The 22,113-nt window shown below is 70.8% G+C and carries 16 protein-coding genes and 4 tRNA genes; 10 read left to right on the top strand and 10 right to left on the bottom strand.

Annotation, left to right across the window (positions count from 1 at the left end; all coding sequences use genetic code 11):
• Positions 1–17: 17 nt before the first annotated feature.
• A complete protein-coding gene (locus tag C2L59_RS39095; RefSeq protein ID WP_103354624.1) occupies positions 18–5,429 on the top strand; it encodes a DUF6531 domain-containing protein in 5,412 nt (1,803 codons plus the stop codon).
• 57 nt (positions 5,430–5,486) lie between these two features.
• On the opposite strand, the gene C2L59_RS39090 is transcribed toward C2L59_RS39095, so the two are convergent.
• Genes C2L59_RS39090 through C2L59_RS39080 form a run of 4 tightly spaced genes read right to left on the bottom strand, consistent with a single transcriptional unit; the run spans position 5,487 to position 7,884 of the window.
• Positions 5,487–6,068, bottom strand: coding sequence for a formate/nitrite transporter family protein (locus tag C2L59_RS39090; RefSeq protein WP_103354623.1), 582 nt, complete (start codon positions 6,066–6,068; stop codon positions 5,487–5,489).
• 22 nt (positions 6,069–6,090) lie between these two features.
• The gene (locus C2L59_RS47240; RefSeq protein WP_146060492.1) at positions 6,091–6,879 is read right to left on the bottom strand and encodes a hypothetical protein; all 789 of its coding nucleotides are present in this window, start codon (positions 6,877–6,879) and stop codon (positions 6,091–6,093) included.
• A complete protein-coding gene (locus tag C2L59_RS39085; protein ID WP_103354622.1) occupies positions 6,776–7,489 on the bottom strand; it encodes an NUDIX hydrolase in 714 nt (237 codons plus the stop codon). The genes C2L59_RS47240 and C2L59_RS39085 overlap by 104 nt, the downstream gene beginning before the upstream one ends.
• Before the next feature lie 56 nt (positions 7,490–7,545).
• On the bottom strand, positions 7,546–7,884 hold the full coding sequence (locus C2L59_RS39080; protein ID WP_199199531.1) for a hypothetical protein: 339 nt from the start codon (positions 7,882–7,884) through the stop codon (positions 7,546–7,548).
• Positions 7,885–8,166: 282 nt separating this feature from the next.
• Between C2L59_RS39080 and C2L59_RS39075 the strand changes: the two genes are divergently transcribed.
• The 5 genes from C2L59_RS39075 to C2L59_RS39050 all read left to right on the top strand — a co-directional run bounded on the left by C2L59_RS39075 (position 8,167) and on the right by C2L59_RS39050 (position 15,722).
• Entirely contained in the window at positions 8,167–8,514 is a 348-nt protein-coding gene (locus C2L59_RS39075; protein ID WP_370444819.1) for a TraR/DksA family transcriptional regulator, read from the top strand.
• A gap of 814 nt (positions 8,515–9,328) precedes the next feature.
• The gene (locus C2L59_RS39065) at positions 9,329–9,895 is read left to right on the top strand and encodes a hypothetical protein (RefSeq protein ID WP_146060491.1); all 567 of its coding nucleotides are present in this window, start codon (positions 9,329–9,331) and stop codon (positions 9,893–9,895) included.
• 75 nt (positions 9,896–9,970) lie between these two features.
• Positions 9,971–10,687 (top strand): Crp/Fnr family transcriptional regulator, encoded by a 717-nt coding sequence (locus tag C2L59_RS39060; RefSeq protein ID WP_103354619.1) that lies wholly within the window; start codon positions 9,971–9,973, stop codon positions 10,685–10,687.
• Complete coding sequence (locus C2L59_RS39055) at positions 10,684–11,385, top strand: hypothetical protein (protein ID WP_146060490.1); 702 nt, start codon at positions 10,684–10,686, stop codon at positions 11,383–11,385. The genes C2L59_RS39060 and C2L59_RS39055 overlap by 4 nt, the downstream gene beginning before the upstream one ends.
• A complete protein-coding gene (locus C2L59_RS39050) occupies positions 11,382–15,722 on the top strand; it encodes a hypothetical protein (protein WP_103354617.1) in 4,341 nt (1,446 codons plus the stop codon). The genes C2L59_RS39055 and C2L59_RS39050 overlap by 4 nt, the downstream gene beginning before the upstream one ends.
• 11 nt (positions 15,723–15,733) lie before the next feature.
• Here the strand turns inward: C2L59_RS39050 and C2L59_RS39045 are convergent, their stop codons facing one another.
• Together C2L59_RS39045 and C2L59_RS47235 are read right to left on the bottom strand one after the other, a co-directional pair.
• Positions 15,734–15,940 (bottom strand): hypothetical protein, encoded by a 207-nt coding sequence (locus tag C2L59_RS39045; protein ID WP_146060489.1) that lies wholly within the window; start codon positions 15,938–15,940, stop codon positions 15,734–15,736.
• Positions 15,941–15,988: 48 nt separating this feature from the next.
• Positions 15,989–16,207: a hypothetical protein gene (locus tag C2L59_RS47235; protein WP_146060488.1), complete on the bottom strand. Its 219-nt coding sequence runs from the start codon at positions 16,205–16,207 to the stop codon at positions 15,989–15,991.
• A 630-nt stretch (positions 16,208–16,837) separates the two neighbouring features.
• On the opposite strand from C2L59_RS47235, the gene C2L59_RS49555 reads away from it, so the two are divergent.
• Positions 16,838–17,479: a helix-turn-helix domain-containing protein gene (locus C2L59_RS49555; protein WP_370444820.1), complete on the top strand. Its 642-nt coding sequence runs from the start codon at positions 16,838–16,840 to the stop codon at positions 17,477–17,479.
• Positions 17,403–17,861 carry a phage integrase SAM-like domain-containing protein gene (locus C2L59_RS49550; RefSeq protein WP_233223929.1) on the top strand — a complete coding sequence of 153 codons (459 nt, stop codon included), beginning with the start codon at positions 17,403–17,405 and terminating at the stop codon, positions 17,859–17,861. The genes C2L59_RS49555 and C2L59_RS49550 overlap by 77 nt, the downstream gene beginning before the upstream one ends.
• A gap of 635 nt (positions 17,862–18,496) precedes the next feature.
• On the opposite strand, the gene C2L59_RS39020 is transcribed toward C2L59_RS49550, so the two are convergent.
• From C2L59_RS39020 to C2L59_RS39005, 4 genes are all read right to left on the bottom strand, one after another.
• A tRNA-Val gene (locus C2L59_RS39020) sits at positions 18,497–18,568 on the bottom strand.
• A gap of 1 nt (position 18,569) precedes the next feature.
• Positions 18,570–18,640: transfer RNA gene (locus C2L59_RS39015), tRNA-Cys, on the bottom strand.
• Between the two features lie 24 nt (positions 18,641–18,664).
• Positions 18,665–18,737: transfer RNA gene (locus C2L59_RS39010), tRNA-Gly, on the bottom strand.
• A 104-nt stretch (positions 18,738–18,841) separates the two neighbouring features.
• The gene (locus C2L59_RS39005) at positions 18,842–19,267 is read right to left on the bottom strand and encodes an SsgA family sporulation/cell division regulator (protein ID WP_013227152.1); all 426 of its coding nucleotides are present in this window, start codon (positions 19,265–19,267) and stop codon (positions 18,842–18,844) included.
• Between the two features lie 391 nt (positions 19,268–19,658).
• Here C2L59_RS39005 and C2L59_RS39000 point away from each other — a divergent pair.
• Positions 19,659–19,730: transfer RNA gene (locus tag C2L59_RS39000), tRNA-Val, on the top strand.
• Between the two features lie 774 nt (positions 19,731–20,504).
• Positions 20,505–22,022, top strand: coding sequence for a sugar transferase (locus C2L59_RS38995; protein WP_199199529.1), 1,518 nt, complete (start codon positions 20,505–20,507; stop codon positions 22,020–22,022).
• Positions 22,023–22,113: the final 91 nt, after the last annotated feature.

Genomic DNA, 22,113 nt, shown 5'->3' with positions numbered 1-22,113 from the left:
GCTGCTAGCGTGCGGGGGTGAGCAACCCGTTGATCGCGCAGACCCAGGACTCGACGAAGGCCTACTCCGGCATCTCGCTCCTGGAATCGGCCAACGACCTCTCGTCCGCCATCGAAAGCGGCGACTGGGCCTCGGTGGCGATGGGCGCGGTCGGCACGGCGCTCGACGCCCTGTCGATGGCCATGGACCCGTTCGGTGCGATCCTCGCCGCCGGGGTCAGCTGGTTGCTGGAGCACGTCGGCCCGCTCAAGGACGCGCTCAACGCGCTCACCGGCAACGCCGACGAGATCCAGGCCCAGTCCGGGACCTGGGCCAACGTCGCCAAGGAACTCGGCAGCGTCTCCGCGGACCTGACCGACGCCATCAAAGCCGATCTGCAGTCGTGGTCCGGACCGGCCTCGGACGCCTACCGGCAGCGCGGACAGGACGTGGCCACGACCCTGCAAGCGGCGCAGAGGGGCTGCGAAGGTGCCTCGAGCGGCGTCAAGACCGCCGGCGAGGTCGTGGCCGCCGTCCGCACGCTGGTGCGCGACATCATCTCCGAACTCGTCGGCCACCTGATCAGCTGGGCGCTGCAGGTCGTCTTCACCCTCGGCATCGGCCTCACCTGGGTCGTCCCCCAGGTCGTCACCGCCGTCGCGAAGACCGCCTCGAAGATCACCGATCTGGTCACCAAGCTCGTCAAGGCGCTCAAGGCCCTGGTGCCGCTGCTGAAGAGGGCGGGAACGCTCTTCGAGGACGCGGGCAAGGCGCTCAAGAACATCAAGGTCGGCAAGACCGCCCCGCCGCCCAAGGTGGGCGACATCAACGGGACCCCGAAGGCGCCACCGGTGAAGACCCCCGGCGGCGACGGCGGGGGCACCCCCAAGGACCACACACCGCCGCCGGCGGCCAAGGGCGGCGACGACACCACCCACGCCTCCGGCGCCGGCGACGGCGGCGCCAAGGGCAGTGGCGGCAATCCGCCACCGAAGACCGACGAGGCGCCGCCCAAGGCCGACCCCGAACCGCCTCCGGCGCAGACCCCGAAGGGGCCGGGGGACGACAAGACGACCACCTCGGGCTCCGGCGGTTCCGGAAGCTCCGGCGGCAGCAAGAGCATCAAGGACAGCAACGCGAACCCGCACGAGAACGGCACCCCACCGCCGGACCGGTCGGTGTGCGGCGACCCGATCGACGTGGCGACCGGCTGGATGCTGCTGACGCAGACGGACCTGGAGATCCCCGGCGCGTTGCCGCTGGCGGTGTCGCGCACGCACATCTCGTCCTACCGCGCGGGCCGCTGGTTCGGCCCGTCGTGGGGCTCCACCGTGGACCAGCGGCTCGAGGTCGAGGACGACGGCGTGCACGTCGCGCTCGCCGACGGAAGCCTCCAGAGCTACCCCGTGCCGGTGAGCTCCCCGGTGCTGCCGGTGGCGGGCCCGGCCCGGCCGCTGCAGCGGGTCGAGGGCGGCTACCTGGTCGAGGATCCGCAGCAGCAGCACACGCTGTTCTTCGAGGAGTCCGCCGGCGGCGTGTTCCCGCTGCGGACGATCTTCGACGGCGACGGCAACCGCATCGACGTGGTGCCCGGTGCGAACGGGGTGCCGGCGGAGCTGGTCCACTCCTCCGGCGACCGGGTGCTGTTCGACAGCGCGGGCGGCCGGATCACCGCGCTGCGGGCCGCCGACGGCACGGTCGTCGCGAGCTACGCCTACGACGCGCACGGCCGGCTGGCCGAGGTCGTCGACGCCGCCGGCACCCCCACCCGCTTCAGCTACGACGCCGACGGCCGGATCGTGCGCTGGGACGACGTCAACGGCCGCTGGTACGGCTACGGCTTCGACGCCGCGGGCCGGGTCGTGCGAGCCCACGGGACCGACGGCTACCTCGACTGCACGATCGGCTACGACCGCGAGAACCTCGTCACGAGCGTCACCGACTCGCTCGGCGCGGTGCGCCGCTTCCACCTCGACGACCGGCTCACCGTGATCGCCGAAACCGACGCGCTGGGCCACACCACCAGCCTCGCCTACGACGAGCACGGCAGGCTGCTCACCCGGACCGACCCGCTGGGCCGCCAGGTCCGCTACGAGCGGGACCGGGCCGGCCGGGTCGTCGCGATCACCGCGCCGGACGGCACGCGGTCGCTGACCGAGTACAACGAGCAGGGCCGCCCGGTCGCCGCGACCGGCCCCGACGGCGCCACGTGGCGCTACGAGTACGACGAGCGCGGCAAGGTCACCGGGGTCGTCGACCCGCTCGGTGCCCGGACCTCCTACGCCCACGACGAGCGCGGCAACGTCGCCGTGGTCACCGACGCGCTCGGCGGCACCACCCGGATCACCTCCGACGCGGCGGGCCGGGCGCTGACCGTCGAGGACGAGGACGGCGCCGTCACCCGCTACACCTACGACCTGCTCGGCCGCACCACGTCGGTGACCGACGAGCTGGGCAGCGTCACCCGGTTCGCGTGGGCGGCGGGCGACCGGCTCGCCGAACGGATCGAGCCGGACGGCGCGACGTGGCGGTGGCAGGACTCCGCCGTCGGGAACACCGACGAGAGCACCGACGCGCGCGGCAACACCACCCGCACCGAATACGCGCAGTTCGACCTGCCGGTGGCCGAAACCGGCCCGGACGGCGCGCGGCTCGCCTACGCCTACGACACCGAGCTGCGTCTGGTGTCGGTGACCAACGAGCAAGGCCTGGTCTGGCGCTACCGCTACGACCCCGCCGGGAACCTCGTCGGCGAGACCGACTTCAACGGCCGCACCCTCCACTACCGCTACGACGCCGCCGGGCAGCTGATCGGCCGGACGAACGGCGCGGGGGAGACCACGACGCTGGAGCGCGACGTGATGGGCCAGGTGATCCGCCGCGTCACCGGCGAAGACGTCGCGACCTTCGCCTACGACGAGGCCGGCCGCATGGTCTCCGCGCGCAACGCCGACGCCGAAGTCACCTTCGCCTACGACGCCCTGGGCCGCGTGGTCGCCGAGACGGTGGACGGGCGCGTGGTGCGCTCGGAGTACGACGAGCTCGGCCGGCGCCGTGCGCGCCACACGCCGTCGGGCGCGGTGTCGCGTTTCGAGTACGGCCCGGCCGGCACGCTCGCCGCGCTGCACGTCGGGAACCGCTCGCTGCGCTTCGAACACGACCTCGCCGGCCACGAGCGGGTCCGCCGCTTCGGTGCCGCGGAACTGCGCCAGAGCTGGGCTCCGGGCGACCGGCTGGTGGCCCAGACGGTCGTCGCGGGCCGGCGCACGACCCAGCACCGCGAGTACGGTTACCTCGCCGACGGCTACCTGGCTTCGGTGGCCGACGCGATCACCGGGCCTCGCACCCTCGAGGTGGACCGCTCGGGCCGCGTCCAGGCCGTCGTGGGCCGCGGCTGGCAGGAGAACTACGTCTACCACCGGACCGGCGTCGTCGCCCAGGCGCAGACGCCGGGCGCGCCGACCGCCGGGCCACGCGAGTACCGCGGCACCCTGCTCACCGCCGCGGGCGCAGTTCGCTACGGCCACGACCCCGAAGGCCGCACGACCCTGCGCGGTGCCGGGCCGGCGGGCGGGCAGTGGCAGTTCCGGTGGAACGCCGAGAGCCGCCTGACCTCGGTGCTCACGCCCCGGGGCGAGCACTGGCGCTACCGCTACGACGCACTGGGCCGGCGGGTCGCCAAGCAGCGCGTCACGCCGGACGGCCGGGTGGCCGAGCAGGTCCAGTTCGCCTGGGACGGGGACGCGCTCGCCGAACAGGTGCGCACCGGACCCGGTCAGCCCCGGATCGCCACCGTGTGGGAATGGGAACCGGGCACCGGCCGCGCCCTCGCCCAGACCGAACGCGTCCTCGGCGCGCCGGGCGAGCGGTTCCACACGATCGTCACCGACCTCGCCGGCACGCCGAGCGAGCTGCTGGAGGAATCCGGTGAGGTCGCGTGGCACCGCCGGGCCACGCTCTGGGGCAAGGTCCTCGACGGACCGGGCCGCACCACCACGCCGTTGCGGTTCCCCGGCCAGTACCACGACGCCGAAACCGGGCTGCACTACAACCTCAACCGCTACTACGACCCCGAGGTCGGCCGCTACCTGTCCCACGACCCGCTGGGCCTCGACCCCGGCCCGGACTCGCAGGCCTACGTCCACAACCCGACCGCGCTGGCCGACCCGCTCGGCCTCGCTCCGCAGGTCACCCCCTGCGCGGCGAAGAAGAAGCAGCAGGCGGCCGCCTCCGGGGCCTCGAAGTCCAAGGTGAGCAAGGCGAAACAGCAGTTGGTCGGTACCGGCGGCGCGGGGCCGAGCAAGAAGGCCCCGAAGGTGAAGACCAAGCCGGACGGCAACCCCGCGAAGTCCGACGGCTCGTACGGCACGACGAAACACGAGCAGGCGCGCACCTGGGAGAAGTACCAGAACGAGATCAAGAACGACTCGACCTGGAAGGACCCGAACAAGCTCGTCAGCGGCAAGACGCACGAGTCCGAGCACCCGATCGGGTACAAGGCCATCGGCGGCGACGAGTTCCAGCGGGCGAACGCCCACGACACCCAGATCCGTGACGGCGTCAAGGCCGGCGATCGCGGGCCGAAAACCGCGGACGAGGCCGCCAACATCAAGGACGCCAGGCGCATGGAAGACGACGCTCCCGCTTATCAGGAGTCGGCGCAGGCGCACCGCGACAACATCGGCACCGGCGTGCGCGGCGACAAGGACGGCTCGGGGTTCAACGCGGACTCCTACCGCGAATCCCTCGGCAACACGTTGCGGGAGGGCCGGCCGAGCGACGGCGTCCAGCTCAACCAGCTCACGTATGCCCACCAGCACACGAAGCCCACGATGGTGGACAACCCCGACTTCGTCAGCAAGGACATGACCCCGGACGAGCCCAAGAAGGTCCACGCCTGGGAGCCCAACCCGCACTACAAGAACGACATCGAGACACCGGACGAGCCGAAACAGACCCACAAGATGGAGCCCGCTCCCGAGCGGGACAGCTTCCGGCCGACCGCGGGGACGACCCAGGGCAAGGTCGCCGACGACTCCTACCACCACATGGTGGACAAGATGGAGGGCAAGCCGGTCGAGTACAGCGACGGCACCGGAGGCGTCGGTGTGCCGGGCGGCACCACCCACACCCCACCGGTCTCGCACGACGACGTCATCGAAATGCACACGGCACGCGACGTCGTCCGGGACGGCGCCAACGTGTCCAAAGAGGACATGCCGATGTTCCTCCACGACAAGGAGATGGGCCACCGCCTCGACCAGCCGACCGACGCGGACAAGCAGAAGTACTGGAACGACGACGTCAAGGACGTCGACATGTCGGACCAGGCGGTACGGGAACGGATCGAGGCCCAGCGGGAACGCATGCAGCAGCTGGCCGGCCAGCAGCGCGCCGGCCGCGAACCGGGCTGGGCCGCCGACCCGAACGCCATGGAGGTGGACGGATGACCGGGGTGCGGGACCAGGGTCGGCACAGCCGGGTCGTGCAGGAGAGGACCGCGAAGCTCAGCGTGGCGCCGCCGGTATCGCCGAGGCCGGCCTGAAAGCCGCGACAACGGCTGGAGAAGTGCTCGACGACAATCGGCACGCCTCCTTCGCGGGCGTCGTCGTGCGCCTCTTCGACTTGGTGGGACACCCCGGAGGAGCCGGGTCGAGGTGACCAGGCCAATGCCGCCCAGGATGTCGCCCAGGGACGACCACGCCAAAGCCACGCCCCAATCGCCCCGGGTGTAGTGCGCCGAGCCGCTCAGCAAGCCGGCGAACATGATGATCGAGTCGAGTGCTGCCGGACGCCAGCGCGGTGACCGGGACGAGGAATTTCTCGGTGAACAGCTCGCTGCGCGCGAGCAGCAGCGCGATGAACCCGATCGTGAACGCGGCGGAAGCCAGTAGCGGCTGCCCGGTCTCGTGCTCGACGACCAAGTAGGCCAACACTCCGACGGCGACGTCGACGGCGACGTCGACGCCGCCGAGCAGGCCGGTAGCCGCCAGCGGCAGCAGGGGGCGGCCGAGCCGGTCGTCAGCCGGCGGATGGCCGAGTGCGATTCGATTCACTCGCTGCGGGAGCCCGGGCAAGGCGGGCAGCATGCCCGAGTGCGGCCGGGCCGCGTCATTCCCAGACGACCACGTTGCGCCGGGTGGGGGACCGACGTCGGGCCGGCGTGGAACAGCTCCGGCGACCGGTGCCGGAGCTGTTCCACGTCTTCGAAGACCGCCCTTGCGCATTACCTCGCACGCCACCGGCGAAGAACCCTTCGAGGTCGATGCCGGGGCGCTGCTGAGGCCCCAGGTTGGGTCGACGACAGCGCCGGTGGCAGGTCTCCAAGGCCGCCAGTTCCACGGCCTCGCGGAGGAACTGCGCGTCCGCAACACGCTTCCGGTCGACCCGCGAGTCGGGACCGTCGCGGGAAAGACGATCATCGGTCAGGCGAGCGGCGCCGTTCGGTCCGGGGCGCGCGGCGAGTTCGGCGGGCTGATTTCTAGCCGGCCCGCGACCGGAAATCTCGTCGTCTGCTTGCGTGGTCACCGGCTCGACCTGGACCTCTACGACAAGCTCAAGCCGTACAGCCACCGCTACCGGCTGCACGGCAAGCTCTGCGAGGTCTGCCGCGCGCAGGAAGGCTGCGAGCTCGCGGCCCGGCGCCTCGCCGAGTGGGCGCACCTCGATGTCACGTTCCAGCACGCGCCCGGCAGGGCGCCGGGCGTCGGCCTCGTCTTGGTCGCCCGTCCGCCGGCCGCGGGAAGGCCGGCCGGCCGGGTCGAACTCCACCTCGACAGCACCGAAGTCGGCGCCGTTACCGCGAGCTGCCGGACGGCCACCCTGGACTACGTCCGCGTCGCCGCCGGCTGTCGGCGCCTCGGCTTCGGCCGGACACTGGTGGCGGCTGCGGTAGCTCATGCCCCGTCCTACCGGTGGACGGCTCCGCTGCCGGACGGCCCGGTGGCTCAGTCGTTTCGCGCGCGAATCGCCATGCGTCGACCCGGCCAGCGATGTGTCCACGTCGGCGCGGTGAATCGCACGCGGTGAGTGCCAGTGAACGAGGGAAGCGGTCGTCGAGGAGGGCTCGTAAGAGGTCAGGCAGCTGAGCGGGCAGCAGCTTGTCCCGGCAATCGGCAAGGTCGCTTCCACACCACCAGCGGCGCTCGATGAGCCCTGCGCGCTCGTTGGTGGTGTGCCGGGTGGCGGTGCGCGGTGCGGTGTCGTCGGTGCGGGCGAGGTAGACGTGGTCGAGGCGGTGGTGCTCGCGGCCGCGGTAGGTGAAGGTGCTTTCGCGGGTCCAGAGCTTGCGGCCGATCTCGTCCACGACGAGCCCGGTCGCTTCGGCGATCTCGCGGCGCGCGGTGTCCACGAGCTTTTCGCCGGGCTCTTGCCCGCCGCCTGGGCAGTTCCACCAGTGGTGGCCGGGGTCTTCTGGGTCGCGGGCGTGGATGAGGAGGACCTCGTCGACGGGGTTGAGGAGCAGGATGCGGGCGCCGACCCGTAGGGCCGGTTTGCTGGCGACGGTCATCCGGTGGGTCCTCGGACTTGGCGGCTGATGTGGCGGCCGGGCACGGGCACCGTCGGTCAGAACAGCGTTGCCTCGCGGTCCGCGGCCGGCTCGGACGTGATCAGTGGTGCCTTCGCGGTCAGGGTCAACTCGACGGCGAGTCCCGAATGGTCGATCAGCGCAGGGTTCCCGGAACGAGGGCCGTGAACGTACGAGCAGCCGGCGAGCCGAGGCACGAGCGGAGCAGAAGCGTGCGCGTGGTCGTAGCAGTAGCCGAGTTCGGCGCGTCGAGCCCAGCTGTGCTCGACGGTGGTCGGGTGCAGTGCGCGGAAGAGGTCAGTGAGGCCGTGCCGGTGGGTCAGGCTGGTGTAGAAGGCGGTCTCGGAAGGCGCGAACTGCCCCGGATGAAGAGGCACGGTGCCCAGGCTCCAGGACGTTGAGGTCACCCAGAGGAAGAACGGCGGCGTCGTCGGCGGTGGCCTCGTAAGCTTGGTGGAAGGCGTCGATCCACGCGCGTTTGCGGGTCGTTTCCGCTTCGGTGGCGTCGCGGGAGGGGACGTAGGCGCCGAGGATGCGCAGCGGGCCGTCGTCGCGGTTGCGCACCGCGCCGGCCTCCTCCCAGAACGGAATGCCGGATTCACCTTATGCTACGTTCGCGACATAAGGTGAATCTGATATTCCGGCGTATCGTCGGAAGCGTGGAGAAGCGCGTCGCGACGGAGTTGATCGAGGGGGCTCGAGCCGAGGCCGAGCGGCTGGTCACGGCCTTGGCGCGGCAATGCGACGATATCGTGGCCGCGTCGCAGTTCGACAGCGGCGACGACGAACACGATCCCGAAGGCGCGACCATTGCCTTCGAGCGGGCACAGGTCCAGGCTCTGCTGCGGCAGGCGCAGGACGACCTCGCGGCGCTCGGGAAGGCCACCGAACGGGTGGAAGGCGGTGTCTACGAAGTCTGCGAACGCTGTGGCGGTCCGATCGCGGAGGACCGGCTGCTCGCCCTGCCGGCCACGCGGATCTGCATCGCCTGTGCGAACCGCAGGTGACACCCCATAACTGCCGTTACAGATCGCGGACAAATGACGTCACATCACACGTTCAGATCAGCCGGAGCTGCGGCTTGCGCTCGTGGTCTCCGGTTCCGCCACGCCAAATCGAACCTCGACCAGATCCGACTGCTACCGGGCGCGGGGGATCTCTCCGGACCGCAGCACATGGCACTGTTGCAGAAGGGGCACGGGCCGGTCGTGATCGGCTCACCGATCCGCTCGTTGCGCGGGTACCGCATGTCCGGGTCGCGAGCTGAGCGGGGAGAAGTTGCCCGGCTCGGACAGCTCCACCGCGGTGACAGGAGCGCGGGGCGGGATGTGCAGACCGTTGAGCAAGTAGCGGCGGCCCACTGGCAGAGCGGTGTTGTCGGCGAGCAAACGGATCTTGAGCTGGCCGAGAACAGACCGGGCGAGACGAAGACGTTGGCCATGCCGGCCTCGCCTCGAGGTGGAAGAACGTGATCCCCCGTGCGGTGGCTGGGCGCCGGCGGTGGGTGACCGCGCCGCCGGGCAGCACACGCTGGCAACGTGCGGTGGGGCTCAGTTGCCGTTGGGTCGCTTTGCCGTCGTTCGCGCCGCGCTTCTTGCGCATCTTCCGCTTGCCGGGCGCTTCGACATCGAAGGCTCCTCTCCGGGTCCGGCGGCGAGACCGCCAGCCGACCACCGTCTCCCGCGCGGCACAACCGCCGTACCCTGCCGGCGAAAGAAATTCCCCGGATCCGTTACCAGTACCGATTCCTGACGGCGACGGCACGGGAAGGTGGACGCAGTCGAATTCGCGGTGAATTCGGCGGGAACCCGGGGAGAAACGATGACGAGTAGGACACGGAAGCGCGTGGCCGGTATCGCGGCCGCACTGGTTGCGTCGGCGGGGGCGGTCACGGTGACCGCGTCCGCCGCACAGGCGGCGCCACTGACCCCGATGGAACGCTGTCTGGCGGGGCAGAGCCCGAACGTGGATTACCAGATGACCCAGTTCGGCAATGCCAGCGGGCTCAATTACCCGCCCGGGGACAACCCGCCCAACGCGATCTTTCCCGGGGACGTCGTCCGGGTCGTCATCGACGAGTCCACCAGGGTGGCGATCAACTGGTGGGGCGAGAGCTACGGCGTGGACGGTCACAACGACCCCGCCCCGCAGGGGTTTCCGTTCCCCGGCTGGCCGAGGTTCGGGTCGTTCTACCGGTTCAACAACGACCCTGGCGGCTGGGTCGCCAGTGGCCACGACCCCAACCCGTACAACCCGCACCCGCTCCGAGAGCTGACCGCCTGCGCCTACGCGCCGAACGTCCCGGTTCGACTGGGCCTGCAGATCAACGACGACAACATCGGCGACAACTCCGGATATTGGCGGTATTGGCTCAGAATCTGGTACTGACGGCCATTCCTCCGATGGAGTGAATTGCCGGCCGGCGGGTCACGGCGGCTGTGGACAAGGCCATCATCTTGGGTGATGGATGGCGCGCAGTGGTCCCCGAACTCGGTCCTGGCCCGGCTTTCCGGCCCGGCCCGCGCGGCACTGCTCGCGCTGGGGACCGAGGTCACCGTGCCCGCCGGCCGGCGGATCCTGCACCAAGGCGAGGACGGCGACACTGTCTACGTCCTGCTCGCGGGCGCGGTGAAAGTGACTGCCGTCGAGGGAGACCGTGAACCGCTCCTCGCCGTCCGGGGCGCCGGGGACCTCGTCGGTGAGATGTCGGTACTGCTGCACGCGCCACGGTCCGCCGGGGTGGTCACGTGCGGCACGGTGGTCGCACGGGTCGTCCCGGGCACGAACTTCCGCGCCTACCTGCGCACCTTCCCGGAGGCTGCGATCGAGGTGGCCGGGATGCTCGGTGACCGCCTCCGCTGGGCCAACGCGCGCCGGATCGACATCGCCGCGCTGGACGCCGCGGCCCGGGTCCGCCGGGTCCTGGTCGCCCTGGCCGAGGCACACGGCCGGGCCGGGCCAAACGGTCACGAGCTCGGCGCCCCGCTCACGCAGGAGGACATCGCGACGCTGGCGGGTGTCCGCCTCAACACGGCGGAGAAGACGCTGCGCGCACTCAGCCGGGCGAACGTCGTGCGCCTGGGATATCGGAACATCGTCGTGCGCGACCTGGACGGTCTGCGCGATTCCGTACTGGTACCGGGTCTGCCGGGTGGAAATGGGGAAAAGTGGAGGGCGTGACCACGCAGTTCACCCGCTACCTGTGTCTCTCCGTCGATGCCCAGGCCTACAGCCGCAGGGACGACGGTGGCCAGGTTCGCCTCCAGCGCGAGCTCATCGCGCTCCTCGACGAGGCTGCGGCTGCCGTGGGGCTGGACCGGACGCGGTGGCACAGGCAGGGCAGCGGCGACGGTGAGCTGGCGCTGATCCCAGCGGGTGAGCCGGAGACGGTGGTGATCCAGGACTTCACCTTGGCATTGGCGCGGCTCCTCTTCAGCCGCAACGCCGGCCGTTTCGGTCTCGACCGACTGCGGCTGCGGATGGCGGTCGACCACGGGTTGGCGCGGGTGGACGACAACGGGTTCGCCGGTGCGACGGTCGTGGGAGTGGCGCGGATACTCGACGCGCAGGCCGTCCGCGACGTGCTCGAGGCGGCGGACAGCGCCCCGCTGGTGCAGGTGCTGTCCGACCACCTCTACCAGGGAGTCGTCGAGGCCGGACACGCCTGCTCGCCCGCGGAGTTCCGCATGATCACCGTGCGGAACAAGGAGTTCCACACCCAGGCGTGGGTACGGGCACCGGGGGTCGATCTGGGTGCCACCGCCCCGACCGGCGCAGAACCGGCACCGGTGGTGCGACCGGGCGGCCAGGTGGTCACCGCCACGTTCACCGGCCCGGTGGACGTGCACGGCGGTGTGATCGGGATCCGGAATTCGTGACGACCGCACGTCGCTCCTCGCTGTTCGGCCGGGTCGAGCAGCACGTCACCGCCGTGTTCCACGGCCCGGTCGACCTCAACGGTGGGGTCGTGGGCATCCTGGACACCGGTCGGGAGCGGCTGCCGAGGTCGGTCGGTGCCGCCGCGGGGATCCTGTTCGGTCCGCCGGACCCGCCCCCGCCGGACCGCCCCAGCGCCTGGCTGGACGTGCGTGCGGGAGTGTTGCCGACGGTCCCCCGCGAAGAGGTGGCCGAGCTCCTCGCGTGGTGCCGCGACCCCGGCGCGCCGACGGCCCGTCTGGTGACCGGCGCCGGCGGCCAGGGCAAGACGCATCTGGCCACCCAGGTCTGCGCAGCACTGCGGGGCCTGCGGCGCGGGAAGCGGTGGCTGGCCGGGTTCGTCACGCCGGGAGGCGCCCGAACCGCTGGCGCGGCGCGGGCACTGGGCCGGTTCCGGCTGGCCGGCGCGCTGCTCGTCGTCGACTACGCCGAGGCCCAGGAACGTCTCGTCCGCGAACTGCTCGCGGCGGTGGATCCTCGGGTCCGCGTGCTCGTGCTGGCGCGGACCACGCCCCACTGGTGGCGCGAACTCGTCGACAGTGGCCCCCGCCGCTGGGCCGTCCCCGAGGTGCTGCACCTCGGCACCCTCCCCGACACCACGAGGCTGTGGTCCGACGCGGTGACCGTGTTCGCCGCCCGGCTCGGGCGGACGGCCGACACCACCAACCCGCCGGAGCGGTTCGCGACCACCCTCGACCTCTACGCGTCGGCGTTGTTGCGCCTCCTGGACCCGGACATCAGCGACACCGATCCGCTGAGCGGGGTGCTGCGCCACGAGCGCGCCGCCTTCCACGCCGCCGCGCGGCGTGCCGGGCTCGCTGACGGTGGGTGGCGTGATCTGGCGCTGTCCACCGTGATCCTGCGGGAGGTCCCCGGTGTCACCGCGGGTGCCGAAGTCCTGGCTGGCATATCGGAGTTGCGTGGTCTCGGTGAGCACGGCGTGCGTGTCGCGGCAAAGGCGCTCGCCGCGGCCTACCCGGGCGACGGGACGTCGTTGTGGCGCCCGCCCGCGCCCGACCGGTTGGCCGACACGCACCTGCTGGCGACCGCGCAGTCCATGCCGACCCGCACCGACTGGCTGGAGTACGTCCACGCGGTCTGCGCCACTGCCGACCCGGCGGTCGCCGACCACGTCACGCACGTGATGACCCGAGCGCTGACCACGCCGGGCGCCGACCGCCACTACCCGGTCGGGGTCGAGCGGCTGTCCGAGTCGGTCGTGGAGCTCGCGAGAACGTACGCGGCATACGTGCCGGCGCTCGCCCGCCTGAACCCCGTCGGGTTCGGCGAACTCGTCGTCGCGCGGATCGCCGAGATCCCCGTCGAGACCGTGGCGGCCATGGACGCGGAGCTCACGACCGCGGGTACCGGCACGTCCCGGCTCGCCATCGCGGTGGCGGTCTCCCAGCGGCTCGCCTCGACGGACCCGTGGCACCTGGCCACGTTGAGCGCCCGCCTCGCCGAGGCAGGCCACCTCGACACCGCATTGGACGCGGCTCAGCGCGCCGTCGAGCGCGTCGAGGATCCGCCGCACAGGGCGTCCGCGCTCACCGCCCTGTGCCACCGCCTCGCCGAGCACGACCGGCTCATCGAGGCACTGGCGGCCGCCGAGGAGGCCGCTGACCTGCGCCGCACCGAGCCACCGGTAGTTCGCGGGTACGCCCTGCACAACCTCGCGTCGCGCCTGAGCGACCTCAGCCGGTTCGACGAGGCCGTTACCGCTGCCACCGAGGCCGCTGATCTGCTGGTCGCCGCCGACCAGGACCTGCGGCCCCGCCGGGCGGCCGCACTCGTCGGCCTGGCACAGGTGCTCGACGCGGCCGGGTTCCCCGGACGTGCGGTCCCACCCGCGACGGAGGCGGTGCGACTCCTCCGCGAGCTGGCCGAGGACCGGCCCGATGCGTACCTGCCGGGGCTCGCCGCCGCGGTCACCGTGCTGTCCCGTTCGCTGGCACCGGCAGAACCCGACCGGGCCGCCGAGCTGGCCGCGGAGGCGGTCAACGTCTACACCGGGCTCGCAGGCGACACGCCCGCCGCCTTCACCCCCGCTCTCGCGGCGGCACGCATGAACCTCGGTCTGCGCCTGTCGGGGACCGGCCGCCGCGCCGAGGGGTTGGCGGAGCTGCGCCGGGCCGTGGCACTGTACGAGGACCTGGCCGGGACCGCCCCACAGGCTCACCGCGCCGCCCTCGCCGCCGCGCTGGTCAACCTCGTGCTGCACCGCACCGAGTCCGGCGACGTCGACCTCGCGACCGCCGAGCGCGTCGTCGCGCTGCAGCGGGAACGCGTCGACCCGGGTGCCGACCTCGCGGCGGCGCTCGCCGACCTCGGTTACCTGCGGGCCGCGGCCGGCCGGTTTGCCGACGCCCGCGTGGCGACCGCACAGGCCGTCGCGGAGTTCCGGGCGCTGCTGGCCGCCCGGCCGTCCGCGCTGCACCGGGTGTGGCTGGCCGACGCACTGCTCGACTCGGCCCGGCACCTGCTCGCCTCAGGGCAGTCCACAGCGGACGGTGCGGAGCAGGTGCGGGACGCGGTGTTTGAGGCGGCCGAACTGTACGCGGCCATCGAGGGGGAGCAGCCTGACACCGCGCGGAGCCGGTTCCGGGAAGCCCTAGCCCTCAGCGCGGCACTGGACGACGACCGGGATGTGCCTGCGGCCGCCCAGCGGTACTGCCGGCGCTGGCGGGAGGCCGTCATCCGCGTGCCCCTGCCCGGGATGGCGGTGCTGGCCGTCGTCTGGCGCACCGACCAGGCCCCGAGCCGTGACCGCACACGCCTGGTCGTCGGGGACGAGGTCCTCGGTCTCGGCGACTCCCCCGGCACACCGTTCGCCGGCGCCGCGGCAGTGACCGCCGGGCCCGCCCTGGGCCGGCTTGGCGCCGGCGTCGCCGAGCGGGTGCGGCTGGCCGCCGCTCGGGTCGTGGTGCGACCGGCGGTGCAGCCGCTCGTGCAATACGTCCAGCAGCACCCGTCGGCGGTCGCCCGGGTGGCGGGCGCGGTCACTGCGGCGGCCCTGCTGTTCGCCGCCATCGGCTTGGACGCCGGCCGCGGCGATGAGGACAGGCGTGCCGATCGCATCCACTCGGCTGAGACGACAGCCGCACTGCCGCCGCGAACCTCGACGCCCCTGCCCGGTGCGTCCACGACCCCCGCCTCGTCCGGCCCGCCGACCACGCCGGCGGCGTCCGGGACGCATGTGGTGGCCCCGTCGACGCCGCCACCTACCCACTCGCCGGCCCCGCCGCCCCAGCCGGATCCGCCGGTCATCCCGCCCACGGTCATCGACGAACCACCGCGGCCCGGTGACATCGCGGTCGACGTCTCGGGCACGTCGTACCGCGAGTTCGCGGTGGACAACCAGCCGGGTTGGCGCGATGGGCGCCGTCCCCAGGGCTTCGACCTGGCTCCGGGCGGGCACCAGCTCGTCTTCTGGGCCGGCCCCATGGTCTCGTTCACCGTCACGGCGGCGCACACCGTCGAGTACCCGTCCGCGATGAACGGTTACCTGACCGGCCGGGGGAAGTCGGTCCTGACCGCGCACGGCCGGTCGGTGAGCGTTACCGCGAACGACACCAGCTACGCAGGACTCATCGTGGTCGGCACCGGAACGTCCTGGCTCAGCACCAGGACGCCGCAGACGTTCCAGGTGCTGCCCGGCCCCCACCAGATCGCGGTGCAGAGCGGTCCCATGTTCGTGTTCACCGTCGACGACGCCGGCCACGTCGCCTATACCGGCTCCATCGCGCCATACCTGGCCGGGGCGGGTACCGACGCGTTGACCGTGCGTGGCGCGCCGATCATCGTGGACCTCAAGCCGACCGACTACGCGGGGTTCATCCTGATCGGCACCGACGGCGGATGGCAGAACGCCGGGGAACGACGCGGATACCGGCTCGTTCCCGGCGCACACACCCTGCTGACCCAGGACTCCGTGCAGACCCCTTTCGTCATCGACAGGAACGGCATGGTCAGCTACGGCGATCCCCTCGAACCCGTGCTCGACGGGCGCGGCAGCGGCACATTGACTGCGGTGGGGGCCGAGACCGGCATCGACGCGGCCGCGAGCGGGCGGGACCTCCTGTACGTGCAGGGCGCGGGTGGCTGGCGGAGCACCGGTGCCCGCCAGCCTTACCACCTCCTGCCCGGGGTGCACCGCACCACACTGAACAACGGCCCGACCTACGCTTTCACGACCGACAACCAGGGACGGGTCGACTACACCGGTGCGCTGGACGGCAGGCTGGCCGGCCGGGGCAGCACCACCCTGGTGGTGAGATGACCGCTGCACCGTCAACAGGCGATCGCGGCGCCGTTCGCGGCTGGTGAGCCGTGTTGTGTCGCGGCGATGCGGAAGCCGGTCAGGTACTGGACGAAAACGGTCGGGTCTTCCGGCTGCAGAACGGTCTCGTCACTCCGGCCCAGGGAGCACCTGCCCTCGACGAGCAGGTACTTCGAGTGCGTCCACACCGTTTCGCTGGCGCAGAAGTACCGCACCACCAAGCAGTTGTAGGCTGCGCGGTGGTCTTATTGGTGGCAAGCAGGGCGTCACGATTGTGCCGACTCGTCGATGACGTGCGGACGACGGCCGATCCCCTCCCACCGGCTCCGAGCAAGATCGCGGAATCCGAGTAACACCTTCGCGTCGACCCATCTGCCGATTATGTCGCTGTCGACCTCGAAAGCCGACGACGTCAACCTCGTCTTCCACGGCTTTCCCGGCAGCAGCACATCCGGCGGTTCGCCGTCCGGCTTGCAGAACAGCACCTGATCCCTAACTTGAGTTTCAACCTGTTCGACGGGGTCGTGGGTTACTCGACTTGGTGTGGACGTCGTGGCGCGCTGCGGGCCGGGCCGGGAGGGTGTCGGGACACGGGTCGGACAGGCGAGTTGTGGACGCAGGTTCCGAAACCCTCGGCGGACCCTGGCCGGGGTGAGCCGCTGGGCTGGCCGGGTTTCTTAGGGACGACGGAAATCCGCTGTGACGTCGCGGGGGAGGCGGAGCTGGGTGTAGGCGGTGAGCAGTAGCCAGGTCCAGCGGTCGCCGGCCTCGGGTGAGCGCAGGTTCGGGGTGGTCCAGTGGTTGCGACACCGCGCACCTGACCCTGCCCCGCGACGACTACCTGATCAGCACCCTCGTCTTCGATCCCCGGCCGACGTGGGCGACAACCGATACTGCCCCTGGCGGACTGGGCATCGACCGCGACCCGCCTGGGATCCTCTCCAGTGGCGGTGGCCGGGACGTACCGGACGGCTGTCGCCCTCGGAGCTGGTCTGCTGGCCACTGCATGTCTCCGGCGGAGCCGATCGCCAGAGTTGGGAGCGTCGGTGTGCCGCACTTGGCGCATCATCGCTGCTTCGGAGGGGTCGTGAAAATCCAGAGGTGTTTCGGTGCTGATGGGGCATCATTTCCGTTTTCTCGAGCCCACGTTCAACGATGGTTCGGATATCGGTTCTATGAATAGCAGCGTCGTGGAATCGTGGGGCCGTCGTTGGGTTTGCTCATGCTCGAGGCTCTTCGAGATTATTTCGAGCTGGCTCGATTGCTCGACAAGAAGAATGGAGTGCGCGATGGAGATCGAATGCGACCACGGCGAAGGCGACAGCTGTGCTGTCGCCGTGGCCATCCGTGAGCTCGCCGTGGCGGTGCGGGCGACACTGACGGAGCCGCTGCCGGATCCGGATGCGTTGTTGACCGCGGAGGAGGTGGGGGAGTTGTTGCAGCTGTCGCCGAGGACGTTGAAGGACCAGGCCGCTGTCGGCGTGTTGCCGCATCACCGGTTCGGCAAGCACTACCGGTTCACCCGCGCCGATGTCGCCGAGATCGTAGAGAAGAAGAGGAGTCAAGGATGGCCCACGGCCAGGAAGAGCCCGGCACGGGTGAGTGGCGTGCCCGGTACAAGCGTCCCGACGGGACGTGGGGGAGTAGGTCCGGTTTCCCCACCAAGAAGGCTGCCGAGGAGTGGGGCTGGAGCAGGAGGCCCTGATCCGGCGAAACCTCTGGCTGGGCCCGCGGGATGGGGAGACCCGGTTCGATGACTTTGCCGAGGAGTGGCTGGCGGGCGTGGCTCCGCGGCTGGAGCTGAACACGGTCGCGAAGTACCGGTCGTTCCTCGACACGCAGCTGCTGCCGCAGTGGAAGGCGTGGCCGCTGATCGCGATCTTCAACGGCTATGTCGAGATCGAGCGGTGGCTGTCGGAGCTGCACGAGGACTATGCCGAGTCGTCGGTGGCCTCGTACTTCGCGCTGTTCTCCACCATCCTCAACGCCGCCGTGCGCGCCCGGATGATCCCGGCGAACCCGTGTAACGACGTTCGGGTATGGATTCCTATACCGGCGCCCGATGGGGTGAACTTGTCGGGCAGCAGCGGCACGAGTACGACTCCGAGCGCCGTGGCATCGAGATCCGGACGCCGCTGAAGGAGGTCGGTGGGAAGGTCTACAAAGGAGGCTGGAAGGGTGATGATCATCATGCGGACGGCCGTCAGCAACCCCCGACGCGGCGTGGGAACTCACGCCCGAAGAAGGGACGGACCGAGACGCCTGCGGGCACGAGGTTCGTGGTGCTGCCGCCCGGCATCGCGGTGCTCTACGCGGAGCTGATGGACAGCCATCAGGAGCCGTTCGTGCTGTGTACGCCGGAGGGACATCCGTGGCGGCGGTTCAACTTCCGGATCCGCTTCTGGTGGCCGGCCTGGGACGGCAACGAGCTCGACGACCCCGGGGCGTGGGCAGGAGCGGCGTCCGCCGATTCTGCCGACGTCCGCCTTCCAAGAGGGCCACAGCCACAGCAGGTGGCTGACGAAGGATCGGATTCCGGAGGTCGCGCAGCGGGCGGGGCGAGGGCAGAGTTGGTAAGGCTCCCAGGCTTTGCGGACACGGGGACTGAGGACCATCGCACCTCGAGGCCGGCTGCCGAGCATGCCCCGGAAGGTGACCACCCTGGGGGTCCGGGTGCGTGCGCCCCGGCGGGGGTGTGAGGCTCGGCCCCCACAGGACACGACAAAGAGAGCCCTGTTTGCGTGTTCCGCAAACAGGGCTCTCCCGCGATCGAGTGCGCGATACTGGGATTGAACCAGTGACCTCTTCCGTGTCAGGGAAGCGCTCTCCCGCTGAGCTAATCGCGCGAGGTGGAGACGGGATTCGAACCCGTGTACACGGCTTTGCAGGCCGTTGCCTCGCCTCTCGGCCACTCCACCGTGACTAGGCCCGAGAGCCTATCGAGCGGATGACGGGATTCGAACCCGCGACCCTCACCTTGGCAAGGTGATGCGCTACCAGCTGCGCTACATCCGCACTCCGCAGCTCCGGGAACCCGTCGCCGTGGTGTGGGAAAACCATATCGGATCCCGAAACCGCGTCCGACACCGGGGTGTCACTCCGCTGTTGCAACCCCGTCATCAGGCCAGATCGTGGGGGATGAGGTGGGTGAGGGCGTCGTCGACGTCGACCCAGAGGTGCTCGTTGCCCGGGAGGACCACGTCGTACGTGCGGTCCAGGAAGTCCGCCAGCTCCTGGGCCGACGCCTCGAACATCGCGTGGCCGGACGGGGAGTTCAGCTCGATCAGGACCGCTTCGGGGTCCTCGACCGAGGGGCGGATGCGGACGTCGCCGTCGCCCGCGTCGGCCAGGAGGCCGTCCGCGAGGAGGTCACGTGCGTACACCCACTCGACCCAGCCGGCGCGGCCGGTGCGGAAGGCTGCGACGACCGCGTACGGGTCGCGTGTGTCGTAGCGCAGCTCCACCTTCACCGGAACCGCGGGAGTCCGCGGCGCCAGCAGGTCGAAGACCGCCGTCGAGCGGAGCGTCACGTGATCGTTGCGCATCGTCCTACCCTTCGTCTCCCTTCCCGGCCCGGCCCGGCCGAGGGCATCACCACTGGGACGCATCGGGAGGCCTGTTCCGTCGCGGGTGCGCCGCAGATCACCCGTACGGGCTCTTCGGCCCCCGTCTCCACCCGTGACCACCCACGGCGCGCAGCTGACCGGCGCGCCCCGTGGGGCCCACGACCTCCATACTGCGCGGTTTAGCCGCCGGGCGATAGCACCGTCGCACGGATGTCGAACGTGGCGTCAGGCGGCCCCCCGTCCGCGCAACCCCGGCTAGCTCGGGGTTGTGCGTTCCGTACCCGCCGGTAAGCGGAGTGTGGTCGCCGAGGACCACCCGTTTGCAGGCGCCTGAAAGTCGTACGGTAGAGTTCACCACACCACCGCGAGCGGGCGATTAGCTCAGCGGGAGAGCGCTTCGTTCACACCGAAGAGGTCACTGGTTCGATCCCAGTATCGCCCACGCGAGAACTCAGAGAGCCCTGTCTGCCGAGATGCGGACGGGGCTTTCTTCATGCGCGCCGCCGCAGCCGCGCCCAGGCCGGGCCGCATTTCCGCGCCGGCCGCCGTCGCCGGGCCAACCGGAGTGAACGATCCGTTCGGCCCGGCCGTATCTGCTCACGAGCGCAGTCAGCGCCCCCGCCGCCGAGGCCCGCCGGAACTGCCTCCGGACCGTGTCGCCGCGACGGCTTTCTGTCGAACGTGACCCCGTGGGAGGACGATGTGATCCTCGGCACGCCGCAGCGCCCGAGCCGCCCGCGTTCCCGCGCCGGACCCGCGCGGCCCGACGTGTGACACAACGGTCGCGCGTGACGCGGTGGCGATGAATGTCACTGACGGTCCGCGCGCCGGCGGCCGCCGGGCCGCTGGTCCACTGTGGACCAGCGGGCGCCGTCAGTGTCCACAGTAGAGCCGACCGGCCCGTTCGGCCGTTCGGCGCTGCTTGGTCCACCCGAGTGCGGGCATCGCTCTATTGGCTACGGAACGTGATTTTCACGGGGATACGCGCTATTACCCATCGTCATCATCTTGTTATGTCCCGGCCATTTTCTGGCGGGGAACTCTCGCACCATGTGGCTGGAAATCCTTGTAACGCTGCCGAGAGAGTCGCCGATAACTTGCCGTGTGAAGCCTCCGCGGGCTCTGCGCGACTACAGAACTGTAGTGACTCTCCGAAATCGTTTTCGGTGACGCTGCGTGCCCGCGGGTCAACTGGATCATGTTCCCGGGAGGTCAGATGGAAGAGTCGGTGCGGCCTTCGTACACGGTGAGCCAGCCACCGCCGCACATCGACCTCCAGGCCATCCCGCGTCCCGCCAAGCGGGACGGTGACGACGCCGGCGGCCCCGCCGCCAAGGCGTGGCCCGCGGCCTGGGAAGCGCGGTACAGAGCCTGGGTCATCGGCAGCGACGTGTTCATCACGCTGCTGGTGATCGCGATCAGCGCGTTCGTCATCGACCGCGTTGCCCCACACGACATGCACGCCTTCGGCACCATGCTCGCGATCTTCGTCTCCCTGCCGGTGAGCCGGGCCTGGAGTCCGCGCGTGCTCGGCGAAGGCGCGGAGGAGTACCGCACCCTCGGCCGCGGCTTCATCACCGCCGCCGTCCTCGTCGCGCTGGGCGGCCTGCTGTTCGGCGCGCTCGAGGTCCAGATCTGGGTGTTCGTCGTCGTCCCGGCCATCGCGCTGGTCGCCTTCCCGCAGCGGTACCTGCTGCGCCAGGTGCTGCACCGCAAGCGGGCCAAGGGGCTGTGCCTGCTGCCGGTGATGGCCGCCGGCAGCCCGGAAACCGTCGCCGACCTGATCGCCCGCACCCGCTCCGAGGTGCACGTCGGCTGGCGCGTCGAGGCGGCCTGCACCTTCAGCGGCCACGGCGCCGAGCGCGAAAGCGGCGAGATCGACGGCGTCCCGGTCGTCGGCCGGCTGGAGGAGCTGTCCCGGCACGTACGGCGCGGCGGCTACCGGGTCGTGGCGATCACCGCCGACCAGTACTGGACGCCGAAGCGGCTGCAGCGGCTGGCCTGGGACATGGAGGGCACCGGCGCGGAGATGGTCGTGGCGCCCGTGCTGATGGAGGTCGCCGGGCCCCGCCTCAACGTCACCGGCGTGCTCGGCATGCCGCTCCTGCGGGTCACCGCGCCGATGTTCACCGGCGGCCGCCGGGTGGTAAAGGAGATCGTCGACCGCTGCGGCTCGGCGCTGCTGCTCACCCTGATGTCGCCGCTGCTGCTGGTGATCGCCGTCGCGATCAAGCTGAACGACCGCGGCCCGGTCATCTACCGCCAGCGCCGCGTGGGCCGCGACGGCGCGACGTTCACCATGCTCAAGTTCCGGACGATGGTCACCGATGCCGACGAAATCCGGAAAACCCTCGAGCAGGAAAACGAGGGCGCGGGGCCGCTGTTCAAGATGAAGCGCGACCCGCGTATCACCCGGGTGGGTGGTTTGTTGCGCCGCTATTCGCTCGACGAGCTGCCCCAGTTGTTCAACGTCGTGTCCGGGAAGATGTCGCTCGTCGGCCCGCGGCCGCCGCTGCCGGAGGAGACCGCGCAGTACGCGCCGGACGCCCGCCGCCGGCTGCTGGTCAAGCCGGGGCTGACCGGTCTCTGGCAGGTGAGCGGCCGCAGCGACCTCACGTGGGCGGAGAGCATCCGGCTCGACCTGCGCTACGTCGAGGACTGGTCCCTCGCCCTGGACCTGGTGATCCTCTGGAAGACCTTCCGCGCGGTGATGGGCGGCCAGGGCGCCTACTGACCCGTCCACGCCGCGCCGCGCGCCACGGCCGCCGGCTCCCCGCCGTGGGGAGCCGGCGGCCGTGTTCGCATCCGGGGGCGCAGGTACTCCC

It is taken from the genome of Amycolatopsis sp. CA-128772 (genome assembly GCF_002904295.1).
Classification (GTDB): domain Bacteria; phylum Actinomycetota; class Actinomycetes; order Mycobacteriales; family Pseudonocardiaceae; genus Amycolatopsis.
The sequence above is the reverse complement of the archived record's forward strand: the minus strand, read 5'-3'. Positions and strand labels throughout refer to the sequence as shown.